Genomic DNA, 331 nt, shown 5'->3' with positions numbered 1-331 from the left:
CAGCGGATTCCGGAAGACATACTCATCGCTAAGACTTCCGAGGTTTTGGGGTATGACGGCTGGGGACGGGAGGAACTGACCCGGGATATTGAGGAGATATTAGTGCCGGAGCACAACTGTCTGGTCTACGTTTTCCACGACGGCCATATGGAAAGCGTCCACTGGCGGCATCCATCTCGCCGGGAAAGCTGGACGCCGGAAATGAGACAGAAAGCGCGGGAACGTCAGCTGGAGGTTATCAGGCAAAAAAGGAAAGGGGATGAGAAAGAATGCCGACATTTACAAGAAAAGTCCAAAAGATAGAGAGCCGCGCCAGCCTGCGTCAGAATGC

1 pseudogene is annotated in these 331 nt (G+C 53.8%); it reads left to right on the top strand.

The annotated features are described in order from the left end of the window. Window positions 1-303: pseudogene (locus E5329_RS29505) on the top strand (recombinase family protein); the annotation flags it as partial. Between the last annotated feature and the right edge of the window lie 28 nt (window positions 304-331).

Source organism: Petralouisia muris (assembly GCF_004793545.1).
Lineage (GTDB): Bacteria > Bacillota > Clostridia > Lachnospirales > Lachnospiraceae > Petralouisia > Petralouisia muris.
Note: the sequence above shows the minus strand (reverse complement) of the source record. Positions and strands in the feature narration are given on the sequence as shown.